Origin of the sequence: Pseudoxanthomonas sangjuensis (genome assembly GCF_010211755.1) — a bacterium.
Taxonomy (GTDB): Bacteria; Pseudomonadota; Gammaproteobacteria; order Xanthomonadales; family Xanthomonadaceae; genus Pseudoxanthomonas_A; species Pseudoxanthomonas_A sangjuensis.
In genome coordinates this window covers 76,697-91,898 of sequence record NZ_PDWR01000012.1, presented here as the reverse complement: position 1 = coordinate 91,898, position 15,202 = coordinate 76,697, and the positions used below count along the sequence as shown (strand labels likewise).

The following is a 15,202-nucleotide window of genomic DNA, read 5'->3' as shown; positions in this document are numbered from 1 at the left end:
GTCGGGCGGTGGCGGCATGTCCGGCGGCGGCGGTGCTTCGGGAAGTTGGTGAATGGGAGCCGGGTAGACGATGAGACTGTTGCGCCACCTGTTCGCCCGTTCGGCCCGCGCGCTGTTCCCCGAGGACAGCCTGCACCGCATCGCCGATGCGATCGCCGCGGGCGAGCGCCGGCACACCGGCGAAGTGATGTTCGCGGTCGAATCCGAGTTGCCGGTCGGCCAGGTCCTGCGCGGCGTGCAGGCGCGCCAGCGCGCGCTGGAGGCCTTCGCCCGCCTGCGCACCTGGGACACCGCGGCCAACAACGGCGTGCTGGTCTACCTGTTGCTGGCCGACCATCGCATCGAGATCGTTGCCGACCGCGGCCTCGACGGAAAGGTCAGCGCCGAGCAGTGGCGCGGCGTGTGCCAGCTGATGGAGGAGCGACTGCACGCCGGCGAGCCCGAGGCGGCGGTCGTCGCCGGCATCGAGTCCGTGTCCGACCTGCTCGCCGCGCACTTCCCGCAGGACGGCGGCGCGCCCGACGAGGACGAATTGCCGAACCGCCCCTATATCCTGTGACCGATGGCCCGTCCTTGCCGGCGTAGGCTTGGGGCAAAATAACCATCGACATTCCCAGCCGGCCGGCCGCATGCCCTATCTCCACCAGCTCGACCCCATCGCTTTCTCCCTCGGCCCGCTGAAGGTGCACTGGTACGGCATCGCCTACGCCGTGGCCTTCGTGCTGGCGTGGTGGCTGGCCCGCCTGCGCATCCGCGCCGGGCGCCTGCCCGGGATCGACCAGGAAGGCCTGTCCGACCTGATGTTCTACGGCATGCTCGGCGTGGTCCTCGGCGGCCGCCTCGGTTACATCCTGTTCTACGACCTGCCGGCGTACGTCGCCGAACCGTTGAGCGTGTTCAAGGTCTGGCAGGGCGGCATGAGCTTCCACGGCGGCCTGCTCGGCGTGCTGGCCGCGGCGGCATGGTGGACGCGCAAGCATCGCCTGCATTTCTTCGATACCGTCGATTTCCTCGCGCCGCTGGTGCCGTCCGGACTGTTTGTCGGCCGCCTGGCCAATTTCGTCAACGGCGAGCTGTGGGGCAAGTACACCGGCACGAAGTGGGGCGTGATCTTCCCGACCACCGACCCGAACGTGGTCGACCTCAAGCTCAGCGCCGCGCAGCTGCAGGCGCAATACGCCGCCGGCGCGCTGGACCAATTCGCTCGGCATCCGACGCAGTTGTACGAAGCGGGGTTGGAAGGGCTGGTGATGTTCGCGGTGCTGTGGTGGTTCTCGCGCAAGCCGCGCCCGCGCTACGCGGTGTCGGGGCTGTTCGCGTTGCTGTACGGCGTGTTCCGTTTCGTGGTGGAATTCGTCCGCGTGCCCGACCAGCAGCTGGATTATCTTGCGCTGGGCTGGGTCACGATGGGCCAGTTGCTGAGCCTGCCGCTGGTCCTGCTCGGCCTGTTCCTGCTGTGGCTGTCGCGTCGCGCGCCGACCGTGCAACCCGCCGGAGGCGGTGCATGAGGCCATTCGCCGGAGGCAAGGAATGAAGCAATACCTCGACCTGCTGGGGCACGTGCTCGAGCACGGCGCCGAGAAGGGCGATCGCACCGGCACCGGCACGCGCAGCGTGTTCGGCTGGCAGATGCGCTTCGACCTCAACGAGGGCTTCCCGCTGGTCACCACCAAGAAGCTGCACCTGCGCTCGATCGTGCACGAGCTGCTGTGGTTCCTGAAGGGCGAGACCAACATCGCCTACCTGAAGGAGAACAAGGTCAGCATCTGGGACGAGTGGGCCGACGAGAACGGCGAACTCGGCCCGGTCTACGGCAAGCAGTGGCGCAGCTGGGAAGGCGCCGGCGGCCAGCAGATCGACCAGATGAAGTGGCTGGTGGACGAGATCAGGCGCAACCCGGACTCGCGCCGCCTCGTGGTCAGCGCCTGGAACGTGGCCGACCTGCCGAAGATGGCGCTGATGCCGTGCCACAACCTGTTCCAGTTCTACGTGGTCGACGGCAGGCTCAGCTGCCAGCTGTACCAGCGCAGCGGCGACATCTTCCTCGGGGTGCCGTTCAACATCGCCAGCTACGCGCTGCTGACCCACATGGTGGCGCAGGCCACCGGGTTGGGCGTCGGCGACTTCGTGCACACGCTGGGCGACGCGCACCTGTATTCGAACCATTACGAACAGGCGCGCGAACAGCTCGCGCGTACGCCGCGCAAGCTGCCGACGCTGCGGCTGAACCCGGACGTCGCCGACCTGTTCTCGTTCTGCTACGACGACATCGAGATCCACGGCTACGATCCGTACCCCGCGATCAAGGCGCCGGTGGCGGTGTGAGCCGATGCCGGCCCCTCGACCACGCGTCTCGTTGATCGCGGCGCTCGACCGCAACAGCGCCATCGGCCGCGGCAACGCGATGCCGTGGCATTTGCCGGACGATTTCCGGCACTTCAAGGCGCTGACGCTCGGCAAGCCGATCCTGATGGGGAGGAAGACCGCGGAGTCGCTCGGCCGTGCCTTGCCCGGGCGACTGAACCTCGTGCTGACCCGCTCCGGGCGCGTGCCGTTCGAAGGCATGCGTGCGGTCGGCTCCATCGACGAGGCGATGCGGATCGCGGAGGAACAGGGCGCCGAAGAACTGTGCGTCATCGGCGGCGCGGAAATCTATGCGCTTGCCTTGCCGTTCGCGGACGTGCTGCACCTGACCCATGTCGATGCCGAAGTCGAAGGCGTCGATGCGTTCTTCCCGGGATTCGATCCTTCGCCATGGCAAGTCGTGTCGCGCGAGACGCATCCGGAGGATGCGAAGCATGCGTTCGATTTCGAGTTCGTGGATTACGAACGCCGCTGACGGCGTTCAATCCTTCGGCAACTCGCCCTTCGGCGGTGGCGGCACGTCGCGGCCCGGCACCTGCACGACGCGCAGTTCGTCGGTATCCAGTTGCAGCGCGGTCAGCTTCCCACCCCAGACCGCGCCGGTGTCGATCGCGTACACGCCGTGGCCGATCATCAGGCCCAACGTCGACCAGTGCCCGCAGACGATGTTCAACTCGCGCTGCACGCGGCCCGGCACCTCGTACCACGGGTACAGGCCGCTGGGTTGCGAACCCGGCGCGCCCTTCTCCTCGATCGCGATGCGCCCGCGCGGGGTGCAGTAGCGCATCCGCGTCAGCAGGTTGATGATCGCGCGCCAGCGGTCGTGGCCGCGCAACTGCGGGCCCCAGTTCGGCTTGTCGCCGTACATGTTGCGCAGCAGCTTGTGGTAGCCGTCGCCGCGCAGTTGCTTCTCGACTTCGGCCGCGTGGCGCTCGGCCATCTCGATGGTCCACTGCGGGGCCAGCCCGGCGTGCACCATCATCCAGCCGAGTTCGCGATCGACGTGCGCCAGTTTCTGCATGCGCAGCCAGCCGAGCAGTTCATCGCGGTCCTCGGCCAGCACCACGCGCTGCAGGTCGGGGTTGACCCTGCGTTGTTCCTCCGGAGTGCGCGCGCCGACCGCCAGCAGCGACAGGTCGTGGTTGCCGAGCACGACGACGCTGCGTTCGCGCAGCGAGTGCACCAGGCGCAGCGTCTCCAGCGACTGCCCGCCGCGATTGACCAGGTCGCCGCAGAACCACAGGGTGTCGCGCGCGGGATCGAAGCGGATGCGTTCCAGCAATCGTTGCGTCGCGTCGTAGCAGCCTTGCAGGTCGCCGATCGCCCAAACGCTCATGCGCGCCCCATCAGTGCAGGGTCCGCGGGATCGACAGCGAGAACGGCGCGATCGGCGCGTCGAAGCGGGTGCCGTCGTCGGCCAGCATGCCGTAGCTGCCGCGCATCACGCCGTGCGCGGTGTCCAGGACCGCGCCCGAGGTGTATTCGTAGTCGTCGCCGGGACGCAGCCACGGCTGCTCGCCGACCACGCCTTCGCCGCGCACCTCCTCGACCTTGCCATTGGCGTCGGTGATGATCCAGTGCCGGTCGATCAGTCGCGCCGATATCCGCCCGCTGTTGTGGATGCGAATGGTGTAGGCGAACACGTAGCGGCCGTCCTCGGGCACCGACTGCTCGGCGAGGAAACGGGTGGCGACGTCGACGTCGATGGCGTAGTCCGGACTGTCCATGCGCGACAGTCTATCAACAGCGCCTAGCCCGGCAAGTTCGCCAGCTTCACGAAGCCTTCCACCTCGATCTGCTCGGCGCGCGCATCGGGGCGCAGGCCGGCGGCTTCGATCTGCTCGGCGGTGCAGGTGCCGGACAGCGCGTTGCGCAGGGTCTTCCTGCGCTGGCCGAAGGCGGCGCGGACGACTTCCTCGAAACGCTTCGGGTCGCGCACGCCGATTTCGCTTGCCGGCTTCGGCAGCAGCCGCACCACCGCCGAATCGACCTTCGGCGGCGGCCGGAACGCGCCCGGCGGCACGGTGAGCAGCGGCACGACCCGGCAATGCGCCTGCAGCATCACGCTGAGGCGGCCGTAGACCTTGCTGCCCGGTTCGGCGGCCATGCGGTCGACGACTTCCTTCTGCAGCATGAAGTGCATGTCGACGATCGCGGCGGCGTGTTCCAGCGCATGGAACAGGATCGGCGACGACAGGTTGTAGGGCAGGTTGCCGACCAGGCGCAGCTTGCGGCCGTCGCTGGCGAGCCGGGTGAAGTCGACCTCGAGCACGTCGCGGTGGATCACTTCCAGCGTGCCGTGCGCGCGGGCGGCTTCGGTCAGCGGGAAGATCAGGTCGCGGTCGAATTCGATGACGGTCAGCTCGCCGTGGCGGTCGAGCAGCGGGAAGGTGATCGCGCCCTGGCCGGGGCCGATCTCGACGAGGCGGTCGCCGGGCTGCGGGTTCACCGCGAGCACGATCTTCTCGATGAAGCCGCGTTCGTGCAGGAAGTGCTGGCCGAGCTGCTTCTTGGCGGCGCCGAAGGTCCTGGCGGGCGAATGGGGGTTCACAGCAGTTTCGCCCCCAGCGGCACGTCGCGGTCGGGCACGCACAACGCGACGTTGCCGTCGGCGTCGTGGAAGCCGGTGACCAGGCATTCGGACATCAGCGGACCGATCTGCTTCTTCGGGAAATTGACCACGCCGACCACGAGGCGTCCGACCAGATCGTCGGGGCGGTAGTGCGCGGTGATCTGCGCGCTGGATTTGCGCACGCCGATCCCGTCGCCGAAATCGACCTGCAGCACGTAGGCGGGCTTGCGCGCTTGGAGGAACGGTTCGGCCGACAGCACGCGGCCGACGCGCAGTTCAACCCTCGCGAAATCGTTCCAGTCGATCAGGTCCATGCGGCGAGTTTACGCCGCGTCGCCACGAACCGCGCGCAGGTCGCGACCGCGGCGAACAGGCTGGACGGATCGGCGACGCCCTTGCCGGCGAGGTCGAGCGCGGTGCCGTGGTCGACCGCGACGCGCGGGTAGGGCAGGCCCAGGGTCAGGTTCACCGCCTGCTCGAAGCCGCTGTACTTCAGCACCGGCAGGCCCTGGTCGTGGTACATCGCCAGTACCGCGTCGAAGCCTTCGAGCTTGCGCGGCAGGAAGGCGGTGTCGGCCGGCAGCGGGCCTTCGAGCCGCATGCCTTCGTCGCGCAGCGCGGCGATCGCCGGCGCGATCGTGTCGATTTCCTCGCGGCCCATGTGCCCGGCTTCGCCCGCGTGCGGGTTCAGGCCGAGCACCGCGATGACCGGTTCGGCGATGCCGAAATCCTTCCGCATCGCCGCGTGGACGATGCGCAGCGCGCGCTCGATGCCGTCGCGGGTGATCGCGTCGGCGACCTCGCGCAACGGAAGATGCGTGGTCGCCAGGGCGACGCGGACCACGTCGTTGGCCAGCATCATCACCACGTCGCGGCCGGCGCGCTCGGCCAGGCGCTCGGTGGTGCCGGTGTAGGCGATGCCGCCGGCATTGATCGTGGCCTTGTGGGTGGGGCCGGTGACGAGGCCGTCGAATTCGCCGCGCAGGCAGGCATCGGCGGCGGCATCGAGCGCGGCGATCACCGCGGCGGCGTTGCGCGGGTCGGGCCGGCCGAAAATGCTGGCGACGGCGTTCGGCAGCGGATGCAGCGGCAGGTCGCCAGGGGCGGTGGCGGTTTCGTGTCCGTCGAGCAGGCGCAGCGGCAGGCGCAGGGCCGTGGCGGCGGCCTGCAGCGTGTCGGCGTCGCCGAACGCGACCAGCCTGTGGCTGGCGTGCGGCTGTTGCGCCAGCCGCACGCAGAGTTCGGGGCCGACGCCGGCCGGCTCGCCCGGTACCAGCGCCAGCCTGGGCAGCACGGTCAGCCGCCGTTGTCGCCCGTCGCCGGCGGCGTTACCGGGGGCGCGGGCGTTGGGGCGGGGGTCTTCGCGCTGGCGTCGTGCACGCTGACGTAGGCTTCGCCGCGCATTTCCCGCAGGAAGCGGTTGTACTCGTCCTCCAGCTTGCGCCGGCCGATGGTTTCGCGCACCTGCGCGCGCTTGTTCTGGTCGGTGACGTCGGTCTGGCGCACGCCTTCGCGCTGCACGATGTGCCAGCCGGCCTCGGTGCGGAACGGCTGGCTGACCTGGCCGTCCTGGATCGCCGCGACCTGCTGGCCGAAGTCCGGGCCGAAGGCGTCGAGCGCGAACCAGCCCAGCTCGCCGCCGCTGCTGCGGGTGTTGGGGTCTTCCGACGATTCCTTCGCCACCGCGGCGAAGTCGGCGCCGCCGGCGATGCGCGCGCGCAGCGTGTCGATCTTGGCCTTGGCCGCCGCCGAATCCTGCACGTCGGTGACGCGCACCAGGATGTGCCGCGCCTGGTATTCGGTGACCTGCTGCGTCGCGCCCTGTGCGGCGTCGCGGGTTTCGACCAGCTTCAGCAGCTGGAAGCCGCTGGGTCCGCGGATCGGGCCGACGACCTGGCCGGGCGACATGCTGCGCAGCGTGTTGACGAAGGCGGTCGGGATCTCGTCGACGCTGCGCCAGCCCAGGTCGCCGCCTTCCAGCGCGTTGGGGCTGTCGGAGTAGCGCACCGCGGCGGCGGAGAAGTCCATCTCGCCCTTGTCGATCAGGCCCTTGATGCCGTCGATCTTCTTCTGCCCGGTGGCGATCTGCTCGGCGGTGGCGCCCTCGGGCAGGCCGACCAGGATGTGCGCCAGGTGGTACTGCACGCCGTTGCCGGACTGCTGCGCCAGCGCGGCGTCGACTTCCGCCTCGCTGACCTGGATCCGGCTCTGCGCGAAGCTCTGGCGCAGGCGCTGCACCACGATCTCGTCGCGGATCGAATTGCGGAAATCGTCGAACGACATGCCGTCCGCGGCCAGGCGCTGGCGCAGGCCGTCGACGTCGAGGCCGTTCTGCCGCGCGACCGCGGCCACCGCGTTGTTCAGTTCGTCGTCGCCGACGCGGATGCCGCTGTCGTTGGCGCGCGCCACCTGCAGTTTCATCAGCACCAGGCGCTCGAGCACCTGCCGGCGCAGCACGTCGGCCGGCGGCAATTGCCGGGGGTTGTTGGCGTACTGGGCGCGCACGTTGTGCTCGGCGCGCTCCAGTTCGCTCTGCAGGATCACGTCCTCGTCGACCACGGCGGCGATGCGGTCCAGTGCCTGCAGCTGTTGCGCGGCCAGCGGCGCGGCGGCCAGCAGCAGAGCGAAGACCGGCGCACCGGCGAGACGGAGCGCGGGAAAGTTCTTGCGGGAGTTCGTCTTGTTCATGCTCGGGCGCTTCTCAGGGAAGCATGTCGGGGTCGGAATCGTCGTCGTCGGGATCCGGCGTGGTGTTGCTCGGCGGCACCAGGTACAGGTCGTCGCGGTAGTAACCGAGGATAGCACGGCGCAGCACGCGCTCCGTGTCGCGACCGGCCGAACCCAGGCCCTTCAGCACGAATTCCACGCCGATCGAATTGTTGAGCTCGCCCTCGCGGTTGCGCACGTAGCGGCGCGCCAGCACGCGTACCGCGAGGCAGCAGCTGTCCCACTGCACGCCGGCCAGGGCTTCCAGCAGCTTGGGGTCTTCGGTCGCGGTGTTCAGCAGGGAATAGTAGTAGCGGCCGACCACGCTCCAGTTCGGGCTGATCGGGTACAGGAAGGAGAAGTCGGCCTGCTTGAGCTGGTAGTTGCCGGTGGAGGGGTTGCGCCGGTGGCGGTAGGTCAGGTTGATCACGCCGTCGTCGGGGAACAGGTAGCGCGCGCGCGCGCTGGCCAGGTCGTCGCGGCGGTACTTCGGGTTCCACTGGTAGGAAGTGCCGATGGTCCAGCGGTCGGTCGGCGCATAGCTGATGTCGGCGACCCAGGCCGATTTGCCCTGTTCGATCGGCGCTTCCCTTGTCGACAGGGTGACCTGGGAGTCCTCGAAATAGCGGATCTGGCCCAGGCTCACCGCCAACCGTTCATGGCCGTCGGCCTGGCGCAGCAGGCGGCTGGACAAGGCCAGGGTCAGCTGGTTGGCATCGGTCTGCCGGTCGGGGCCGGTGTAGCGGTTGTCGCGGAACAACTGGCCCCAGCTGAAGGTGAATGCACGGGTGTCGAACACCGGCAGGCCGTCCTGCTCGCGGTAGGGGGCATTGAGGTAGAACAGGCGCGGTTCCAGCGTGTGCAGGTAGTGCTGGCCCTTGATCTCGGTATCGCGGTCGAAGTACAGGCCGGCGTCGAGCGAGCCGATCGGCAGGCTGCGCGTCGGCCTGGCGTCGCGATACGGTGCCAGTTGTTCCGGCGTGACGGCGCTTCCGGCAATGCCCAGTTCGGTGGCGGCGCGGGAGCGGGCGATGCTGTTGGCCAGGCCACCATCCAGCTGATAGCCGGTGTAGCGCCACGCCATGGTCGGGGTGATGTACCAGGCCGCGCCCTGCAGCGGCATCGAGACGTAGGGTTTCAGGTCCAGGCGGCTGCCGCCGTCCCTTTCGTCGTGCTGGAAGCGTACCGCCTCGCTGTGCAAGCCGGCGGCGAACCAGTGTCCGAATGGCTGTTCCCAATCGAAATACAGTCGTGGCTGGCGACGATAGGGCAGGTTGGCCTCGTTGAGCGTGTAGTCGGCCGATTGCCATGAATTGGCCATCACCCCGGCGCTCCAGTAGTGGCCGAGCCCGTACAGGCCAACCGTACTGTTCAGGCGAGCGGCGGAAACGCCGTACAGCGAATTGCCCGAATCCTCGAGATAGCGCGGATCGCTGATCCACGCCAGGTTCGCCCGCGCCTGCCAATGGCTGTCGATGTTGTGGCTGCCGGAGAAGCGCAGCATGCCGCGGTTGTCGGTCCGCAGCGGGTCGTTGCGCGGGTCGTAGCGGTTCGGGTCGCCGACCGGCAGGGCCGCGTCGTCGATGCGGCGCTCGACTAGGTCGTCGTGCGGGATCCAGGTGCCCTCCAGCCTGCCCTTCCCGCCCGGGTACAGATAGCGGAACTGGGCGCCAAGCTGGACGCCGCGGTTGCTCATCCAGCGCGGGGTCAGGGTGGCGTCGTAGTTCGGCGCCAGGTTCAGGTAGATCGGCTGGCGCCAGTCGAAGCCGTTGCGGCCGGAATGGCTGATCGACGGGTACAGCAGGCCGGTATGGCGGCGATCGTCGATCGGGAACTTGATCCACGGCATGTACAGCACCGGCACCTTGCCCATGCGGATGCTGGCGCCGTGGGCGACGCCCCAGCCTTCGTCGGTGTCGACGTCGATGCGCCGCGCGCGCAATTCCCAGTGCCGGTCCTCGGGGTCGCAGGTGGAATAGGTGGCACCGGTCAGGCGGCCTTCCGCGCCGCCCATCTCGATGCGCTCGGCGCCGCCGTTGCCGCGACGCGAGACCAGCTGGTATTTCACGTTCTCCAGCTGGTGGCTTTCCGTTTCCTGGTTGCCGTGCAGCCGTTCGGCGACCACGCGCATCGCCGAGTCCTGGTATTGCACGCTGCCGGTGGCGATGTAGGTGCTGTCTCCCTGGTTGTATTCCAGGTTGTCGGCGTGCAGGTACTTGTCGCCCTGCTGCAGGGTGACATTGCCGTTGTATTCCAGGGTCTGGTCGGTACCGGACTGCGAGTCGCCCTCGATCACGGTCGGCAGTCCGGCGCGTTCGGCGCGGGCCTTGGCCGGATCGGCGGCAGGTGGCTGGGCGCCGGTGAACGCGGGTATGGCGTCCTGGACCGGGCACAGCCCCCAGTTGTCGGGCTTGCGGTCGGCCGCCAACGCCGGCAGGGCGGCGGCGATGGCCAGGGGAATGGGCAGCAGGCGCAGGGAGGAACGCACGCGATGCGAAAGTCCGGGGTGAAAACGCCGGTTAGCTTGCCGCATGGGCCGCACACGGGCAATGAAGTCCATGCCCCGGCGTCGGGCTGGGTTCATTTGCGCCCTGCAAGCCCTTGACCGGAATGGATCGGCTCAACGCAGTTCGGCCACATGGGCGGCGCAGGCCTCGCGCAGGGCCTGCAGGTCGTAGCCGCCTTCCAGCAGCGAGACCACGCGCCCGCCGGCATGGCGGCGGGCGAGCGCGCGCAGTTCGCGGGTCAGCCAGGCGAAGTCCTCGGTCTCCACCATCAGGTCGGCCAGCGGGTCGCGCATGTGCGCGTCGAAGCCGGCGGAAACGAACAGCAACTGCGGCTGGAAGTCGTCCAGCAAAGGCAGCATCTCGTCGGCCCAGACGTTGCGGAAGCGGAAGCCGCCGCTGCCCGGTTGCAGCAACGCGTTGTGGATGTTGCCGGCGCCGCGTTCCCCGGTCAGGCCGCTGTGCGGGTAGATGCCGGATTCGTGCGTGCTGAAGTAGGCCACGCGCGGCTCGGCCCAGAAGATCGCCTGGGTGCCGTTGCCGTGGTGCACGTCGAAATCGACGATCGCCACGCGCTCCAGCCCGTGCTGTTCGATGGCATAGGCGGCGGCGACAGCGACGTTGTTGAACAGGCAGAAGCCCATCGCGGCCAGCGCGGTGGCGTGGTGGCCGGGCGGGCGCACGGCGCAGAACGCGGTGTCGGTTTCGCCGTTCATCACCGCGTCGACCGCGGCCACGCCGGCGCCGGCGGCGCGCAGCGCGGCAGTGCGGGACGCGGGGACCATGACGGTGTCGGGGTCGAGCATGCGGTAGCCGTCGAAGTCGGCTTCCAGCACGGTCTCGATGTGCTCCGGCCCGTGCACGCGCTTCAGGTCGCCGAGCTTGGCCAACGGCGCTTCGCGCCAGTCGAGGTCGTCGAAGTTCCCGCGCAGGCCCTCCAGTACCGCCTCCAGCCGCGCCGGCCGTTCCGGGTGGTCCGGGCCGGTGTCGTGCAGCAGGCAGGCGGGGTGGGTGAAGACGATCATTGCGGCGAGGTTGACACGAAATCCGGGCCGGCGGAATTGTCGATTCGTCGCAGCCGCCTTTACGGTCCGTTATCCCGGCTCGCTATTTGTCCGGCTTTCCCGTGGAGCGGGATTTATGCTCACCCGTGCCGCCGCTCGTGCTTCCACAACACCTCGCCCTGCCCATCCACCCGCGCCAGCACGCGCGACAGCACGAACAGCAGGTCGGACAGGCGGTTGAGGTAGCGGATCGCTTCGCCGCGCACTTCCTCGTGGCGCGACAGCGCGACGGTCGCACGCTCGGCGCGGCGCACGATGGTGCGGGCCAGGTGGCAACGCGCCGCGGCCTCGCCGCCGGCCGGCAGGATGAAGTCCTTCAGCGGCGGCAGGTCGTCGTTGTAATGGTCGAGCTGGCGTTCCAGCGCCTCGATGTCCGCCTCGAAGATCGCCGCGTGGCCGGGGATGCACAGTTCGCCGCCCAGGTCGAACAGCTGGTGCTGCACCTTCGTCAGCAGGTCGCGGATGCCATTGGGTACCTTCGGCGCGGCCAGCACCACGCCGATCGCGGAATTGGCTTCGTCCACCGTGCCGTAGGCATCGACCCGCAGCGAGTCCTTGCCGGTGCGCGTGCCGTCGCCGAGGCCGGTGCTGCCGTCGTCGCCGGTGCGGGTGTAGATTTTCGACAACCGATTGCCCATGCGCACTCCGGCTTTTTCCGCCCTCTCCCCCGAGCGGGAGAGGGAAACGCACGCGGAGCGTGCGAGGGAGGAGGCCCGGCTTTTCGCGCGCAGCCCGCGGCGCTCGCGTCCCCTCATCGGCCCCTAAGGGGCGCCTTCTCCCGCGAGGGGAGAAGGGATGAAACAATCAAACCGACCTGCGTTGCGGCTTCGCCAGCCGCGCGACCTGCTGCACGCCGACATGGGCGATTACCGCCAGGCCGGTGTAGATGGCGGCGGTGCGCAGGTACGGCAGCAGCCAGTCGGTGTAGTTCTTCCACCAGCCCGCGACGGTGGCCGGCTGCGGCACGCTGTCGCTGAGCCAGTAGAAGCTGCCCTGCGCGAACAGCTGGCAGACCACGACCGATGCGACCAGGCCGCCGGCGACCGCAGCCAGCGACTTGCCCGGGTTGGCTTCCGAATACGCGCGGCGGGCGAAGCTGCCGCCCAGCCACAGCGCCAGATAAGCGGGCACCAGGAACCAGTAACCCGGCGACACGCAGTAGTGCGACCAGAAATCGATGCCCTGCGCGGCGATCGAGAAATAGTCCGCGCCGACCGCGACCGCCATGAACAGCGGGAACGCCCATTTCGTCCAGTTGCGCAGGTAGAAGCCGGCGATGAAGAACACGCCCCACGACGCGTCCGGTACCGGCGCGAAGTGGTAGAACAGGTAGCTGCGGGTGGCCGCCATCAGCGACAGCAGCAGGACGAGGACGACGGCGCGCTGGGTGTTGGTGTTCATTCTTCCGGTCGGGTTGCGGGTGGCTCCGGGACATTCTAGCCAATTACCGCACCCACCGTAGGAGCGGGCCATGCCCGCGGCCGCGAGACCGCCCGCCGCGACGAACCGGCCCGCGAAGCGCCCGGGATGGCGGTCGGGGGCAGGGCCCGCTCCCGCGGGAGCGACCGGTATCATGGGCGCATGACTGAACGACACGATGTCCTGATCGTCGGCGGCGGCCTGGTCGGGGCCAGCCTCGCCATCGCGCTCGACCGCTGTGGCGTCGACGTGGGCATGGTCGAGGCCGCCCCGGCCGGTGCGCTGCCGTCGGTTTTCGACCAGCGCAACCTCAGCTTCGCCGCGGCCACGGTCAATGCGCTGACCGCGCTCGGTGTGATGCAGAAGCTGCGCGCGCCGAGCGGGCCGATCCGCCGCATCCACGTCAGCCGCGAAGGCGACTTCGGCCAGGTGAAGCTGGACGCCGCCGACTATGGCCGCGAGTGGTTCGGCCAGGTCGTCGTCGCCCGCGACTTCGGCGAGGCGCTCGAAGCCCGGCTCGGCGAACTGTCGAAACTGACCCGCTACCGCCCGGCGCGCTTCGTCGGCCTCGCCGCCGGCACTGGCGATGCGCGCGGGGTCCGCATCGCCGATGCCAGCGGCGAACGCGAGATCGCCGCGCGCCTGCTGGTCGCCGCCGACGGCACCCGCAGCGGCGTGCGCGAGGCGCTGGGCATCGCCGCCGACGAGCACGATTACCGGCAGACCCTGTTCGTCGCCCGCGTGCGTGGCGAACGCGCGCCGGACGGCACCGCCTACGAACGCTTCGGCGACCACGGCCCGACTGCGCTGCTGCCGCGCGGCGACCGCCACTACGGGCTGGTCCATGGCGTGGCCCGCGACGACGCCGGCGCGGTCGCCGAACTCGGCGAAGCGGCGTGGCTGGAACGCATCCAGCAGGCCTTCGGCTGGCGCGCGGGTCGTTTCGTTGCCAGCGGCGAGCGCAGCGCCTACCCGATCATCCGCGTCGTCGCCACGCGCACCATCGCGGAACGCGCGGTGCTGCTGGGCAACGCGGCGCAGACGATCCACCCGATCGGCGCGCAGGGCTTCAACCTCGGCCTGCGCGATGCGCTGACCCTGGCCGAACTGGTCGCCGAAGCCGCCGATCCGGGTTCCGCCGAACTGCTCGAGCGCTACGCGCAGCGCCGCCGCGAGGACCGTGCGCGCACGCTGAAGTTCTCGGACGGCCTTGCACGGCTGACTTCCAACGACGCCCCGCTGCTGCGGCCGCTGCGCAGCAGCGGCCTGTTCGCCGCCAGCCACGTGCCGGCGGTGCAGTCGATGCTGGTCGGCGGCGCGATGGGTTTCCGCGGCGACGTGCCGGCGCTGTGCCGGGAGGACGCCGCATGAGCGCACAGCCGAGGAACCGGCGCGGCCGGCTCGATGCGGTCGTGGTCGGTGGCGGCGTGGTCGGTTCGGCCTGCGCGCTGATGCTGGCGAAGCAGGGCCTCGGCGTCGCCATCGTCGAGGGCCGCGAACCGCCGCGCTGGTCGCCTTCGCAACCGGACCTGCGCGTCTATGCGTTCTCGCCGGACAACGCGGCGCTGCTCGATGCGCTCGGCGTGTGGCCGTCCGTGTGCGAGGCGCGCGCGCAGCCGTACCGGCGCATGCGCGTATGGGACGCGGCAGGCGGCGGCGAGCTGGTGTTCGATGCCGATTCGCTGGGCCGCGCGCAACTGGGCTGGATCGTCGAGAACGACCTGCTGGTCGACCGGCTGTGGTCGGCGCTGTCCGCGGCCGGCGTGCGCGTGCATTGCCCGGCGCGGGTCGAATCGTTCGAGCAGGACGACGACGGCGTCCGCGTCCGTCTCGACGACGGCAGTCGCGTCGATGCGCGCATCGCCATCGCCGCCGATGGCGCGAACTCCACGCTGCGCGGGCTCGCCGGCATCGAAACGGAGGCGCACGACTACGCGCAACGCGGCGTGGTCTGCTTCATCGAAACGGAGAAGCCGCACGAAGACACCGCGTGGCAACGCTTCCTGGCCACCGGGCCGCTGGCCTTCCTGCCGTTCGCCGGAGGCCGCACCTCGATCGTCTGGACCTTGCCGGACGACGAGGCCGCGCGCGTGCTGGAACTCGACGACGAAAGTTTCGACCGCGAACTGGCCGCGGCCAGCGCCGGCATGCTCGGCGCGGTGCGCGTGGCGTCGAAACGCGCCGCCTTCCCGCTGCGCCGCCAGCTCGCCACGCACTACGTCGCCGGCCGCGTGCTGCTGGTCGGCGACGCCGCGCACACGGTGCATCCGCTGGCCGGGCAGGGCGTCAACCTGGGCCTGCGCGACGTGGCCGGCCTGCGCGAGCTCGTCGTCGACGCGCAGGGCAAGCGCGTCGACTGGGCCACGCCGCACCGCCTCGCGCGCTGGGCGCGCACGCGCCGCAGCGAGAACACGGCGGCCGCCTGGACCTTCGACGGCATCAACCGGCTGTTCTCCAACGACGAGATGCACCTGACCCTGCTGCGCGGCCCGCTGCTCGGCCTCGCCGGACGGCTGCCGCCGCTGACCAACCTGCTGTGGCGCAAGGCCTCGGGTCTGTAGCAGCGGCGCAGG

15 protein-coding genes and 1 pseudogene are annotated in these 15,202 nt (G+C 69.6%); 6 read left to right on the top strand and 10 right to left on the bottom strand.

Features of this window, described 5'->3' with window-relative positions; genetic code table 11:
* Positions 1-70 precede the first annotated feature (70 nt).
* From CSC71_RS08290 to CSC71_RS08275, 4 genes are all read left to right on the top strand, one after another.
* On the top strand, positions 71-559 hold the full coding sequence (locus tag CSC71_RS08290) for a TPM domain-containing protein (RefSeq protein WP_162373891.1): 489 nt from the start codon (positions 71-73) through the stop codon (positions 557-559).
* Positions 560-629: 70 nt separating this feature from the next.
* Positions 630-1,508 (top strand): prolipoprotein diacylglyceryl transferase, encoded by an 879-nt coding sequence (gene lgt, locus CSC71_RS08285; protein ID WP_162373890.1) that lies wholly within the window; start codon positions 630-632, stop codon positions 1,506-1,508.
* Between the two features lie 22 nt (positions 1,509-1,530).
* Positions 1,531-2,325: a thymidylate synthase gene (locus tag CSC71_RS08280; protein WP_162373889.1), complete on the top strand. Its 795-nt coding sequence runs from the start codon at positions 1,531-1,533 to the stop codon at positions 2,323-2,325.
* Between the two features lie 4 nt (positions 2,326-2,329).
* Positions 2,330-2,839, top strand: a complete 510-nt coding sequence (locus CSC71_RS08275; protein ID WP_162373888.1) for a dihydrofolate reductase — start codon at positions 2,330-2,332, stop codon at positions 2,837-2,839.
* A gap of 15 nt (positions 2,840-2,854) precedes the next feature.
* Here the strand turns inward: CSC71_RS08275 and CSC71_RS08270 are convergent.
* The 10 genes and pseudogenes from CSC71_RS08270 to CSC71_RS08225 form a co-directional block, all read right to left on the bottom strand.
* Positions 2,855-3,700: pseudogene (locus CSC71_RS08270) on the bottom strand (symmetrical bis(5'-nucleosyl)-tetraphosphatase); the annotation flags it as partial.
* Between the two features lie 10 nt (positions 3,701-3,710).
* Positions 3,711-4,091 (bottom strand): Co2+/Mg2+ efflux protein ApaG, encoded by a 381-nt coding sequence (gene apaG / locus CSC71_RS08265; RefSeq protein ID WP_162373886.1) that lies wholly within the window; start codon positions 4,089-4,091, stop codon positions 3,711-3,713.
* 23 nt (positions 4,092-4,114) lie between these two features.
* On the bottom strand, positions 4,115-4,915 hold the full coding sequence (rsmA, locus tag CSC71_RS08260; RefSeq protein WP_246192084.1) for a 16S rRNA (adenine(1518)-N(6)/adenine(1519)-N(6))-dimethyltransferase RsmA: 801 nt from the start codon (positions 4,913-4,915) through the stop codon (positions 4,115-4,117).
* Positions 4,912-5,250 (bottom strand): tRNA-binding protein, encoded by a 339-nt coding sequence (locus CSC71_RS08255; RefSeq protein ID WP_162373884.1) that lies wholly within the window; start codon positions 5,248-5,250, stop codon positions 4,912-4,914. The genes rsmA and CSC71_RS08255 overlap by 4 nt, the downstream gene beginning before the upstream one ends.
* Complete coding sequence (gene pdxA, locus CSC71_RS08250; RefSeq protein WP_162373883.1) at positions 5,241-6,230, bottom strand: 4-hydroxythreonine-4-phosphate dehydrogenase PdxA; 990 nt, start codon at positions 6,228-6,230, stop codon at positions 5,241-5,243. Before pdxA ends, CSC71_RS08255 begins: the two co-directional genes overlap by 10 nt.
* Before the next feature lie 2 nt (positions 6,231-6,232).
* The gene (locus CSC71_RS08245) at positions 6,233-7,624 is read right to left on the bottom strand and encodes a peptidylprolyl isomerase (protein WP_162373882.1); all 1,392 of its coding nucleotides are present in this window, start codon (positions 7,622-7,624) and stop codon (positions 6,233-6,235) included.
* A gap of 13 nt (positions 7,625-7,637) precedes the next feature.
* Complete coding sequence (gene lptD / locus CSC71_RS08240; protein WP_425501937.1) at positions 7,638-10,130, bottom strand: LPS assembly protein LptD; 2,493 nt, start codon at positions 10,128-10,130, stop codon at positions 7,638-7,640.
* Positions 10,131-10,262: 132 nt separating this feature from the next.
* Positions 10,263-11,171 carry a histone deacetylase family protein gene (locus CSC71_RS08235; RefSeq protein ID WP_162373880.1) on the bottom strand — a complete coding sequence of 303 codons (909 nt, stop codon included), beginning with the start codon at positions 11,169-11,171 and terminating at the stop codon, positions 10,263-10,265.
* A gap of 119 nt (positions 11,172-11,290) precedes the next feature.
* Complete coding sequence (locus CSC71_RS08230) at positions 11,291-11,848, bottom strand: cob(I)yrinic acid a,c-diamide adenosyltransferase (RefSeq protein ID WP_162373879.1); 558 nt, start codon at positions 11,846-11,848, stop codon at positions 11,291-11,293.
* A gap of 166 nt (positions 11,849-12,014) precedes the next feature.
* Positions 12,015-12,611 carry a hypothetical protein gene (locus CSC71_RS08225; protein WP_162373878.1) on the bottom strand — a complete coding sequence of 199 codons (597 nt, stop codon included), beginning with the start codon at positions 12,609-12,611 and terminating at the stop codon, positions 12,015-12,017.
* A 180-nt stretch (positions 12,612-12,791) separates the two neighbouring features.
* On the opposite strand from CSC71_RS08225, the gene ubiH reads away from it, so the two are divergent.
* A complete protein-coding gene (gene ubiH / locus CSC71_RS08220) occupies positions 12,792-14,000 on the top strand; it encodes a 2-octaprenyl-6-methoxyphenyl hydroxylase (protein WP_162373877.1) in 1,209 nt (402 codons plus the stop codon).
* Entirely contained in the window at positions 13,997-15,190 is a 1,194-nt protein-coding gene (locus CSC71_RS08215) for a UbiH/UbiF family hydroxylase (protein WP_162373876.1), read from the top strand. The genes ubiH and CSC71_RS08215 overlap by 4 nt, the downstream gene beginning before the upstream one ends.
* Positions 15,191-15,202: the final 12 nt, after the last annotated feature.

Coding starts and splice junctions, on each gene's coding strand:
- CSC71_RS08290 (WP_162373891.1), top strand. CDS start 71: ATGAGACTGTTGCGCCACCTGTTCGCCCGTTCGGCCCGCGCGCTGTTC.
- lgt (WP_162373890.1), top strand. CDS start 630: ATGCCCTATCTCCACCAGCTCGACCCCATCGCTTTCTCCCTCGGCCCG.
- CSC71_RS08280 (WP_162373889.1), top strand. CDS start 1,531: ATGAAGCAATACCTCGACCTGCTGGGGCACGTGCTCGAGCACGGCGCC.
- CSC71_RS08275 (WP_162373888.1), top strand. CDS start 2,330: ATGCCGGCCCCTCGACCACGCGTCTCGTTGATCGCGGCGCTCGACCGC.
- apaG (WP_162373886.1), bottom strand. CDS start 4,091: ATGGACAGTCCGGACTACGCCATCGACGTCGACGTCGCCACCCGTTTC.
- CSC71_RS08255 (WP_162373884.1), bottom strand. CDS start 5,250: ATGGACCTGATCGACTGGAACGATTTCGCGAGGGTTGAACTGCGCGTC.
- CSC71_RS08245 (WP_162373882.1), bottom strand. CDS start 7,624: ATGAACAAGACGAACTCCCGCAAGAACTTTCCCGCGCTCCGTCTCGCC.
- CSC71_RS08235 (WP_162373880.1), bottom strand. CDS start 11,171: ATGATCGTCTTCACCCACCCCGCCTGCCTGCTGCACGACACCGGCCCG.
- CSC71_RS08230 (WP_162373879.1), bottom strand. CDS start 11,848: ATGGGCAATCGGTTGTCGAAAATCTACACCCGCACCGGCGACGACGGC.
- CSC71_RS08225 (WP_162373878.1), bottom strand. CDS start 12,611: ATGAACACCAACACCCAGCGCGCCGTCGTCCTCGTCCTGCTGCTGTCG.
- ubiH (WP_162373877.1), top strand. CDS start 12,792: ATGACTGAACGACACGATGTCCTGATCGTCGGCGGCGGCCTGGTCGGG.
- CSC71_RS08215 (WP_162373876.1), top strand. CDS start 13,997: ATGAGCGCACAGCCGAGGAACCGGCGCGGCCGGCTCGATGCGGTCGTG.